This is a genomic window from Vibrio sp. 10N.222.55.C6, from assembly GCF_041473395.1.
GTDB classification, from domain to species: domain Bacteria; phylum Pseudomonadota; class Gammaproteobacteria; order Enterobacterales; family Vibrionaceae; genus Vibrio; species Vibrio crassostreae_C.
Genome location: NZ_JBFRSD010000222.1, coordinates 1 through 449, shown reverse-complemented (window position 1 = coordinate 449; position 449 = coordinate 1). Strand labels below are relative to the sequence as shown.

Annotated in this window: 1 protein-coding gene; it reads left to right on the top strand. The window is 45.4% G+C overall.

From position 1 onward, the window contains the following. Positions 1-449, top strand: a 449-nt coding sequence (locus tag AB4486_RS23345; RefSeq protein WP_372118922.1) for a GH32 C-terminal domain-containing protein, incomplete at both ends; no start/stop codon positions are given.

The window sequence follows — 449 nt, the reverse complement described above, 5'->3', positions numbered from 1 at the left end:
GATTGATACACCTTCTAATGCGCATCAGTGGGCGGGCATGTTGTCGTTACCACGCGAACTTCAAATCCAAGATGGCTATCTTGTTCAGTCTGCTTTACCTGAATTGAAAGCGCTACAGGGGGAAGCTGTTACGATTGAAAATGCTCTTGAATTGGATACAACCAGCTTCATGGTTGAGCTCGAAACGGATACTGACGAGTTTGAGTTTACACTTGCCAACGTTGCGGGTGATAACATCGTGTTCAGTGCGGCAGATAATGAGTTCATTCTTGATCGCAGCAATATGTCTCAACTCTACGCTGAAGAGTTTGGGTGTGTTAGAAAAGCGCCGAGGTTGAGCGCCAAGCAAACCATCGAGGTCTATGTCGACAAGTCGGTCATCGAAATATTCATCAATTGTGGTAAGCACACAATGACTAGCCGCTTCTTCATTGATGATTTAAGCATGC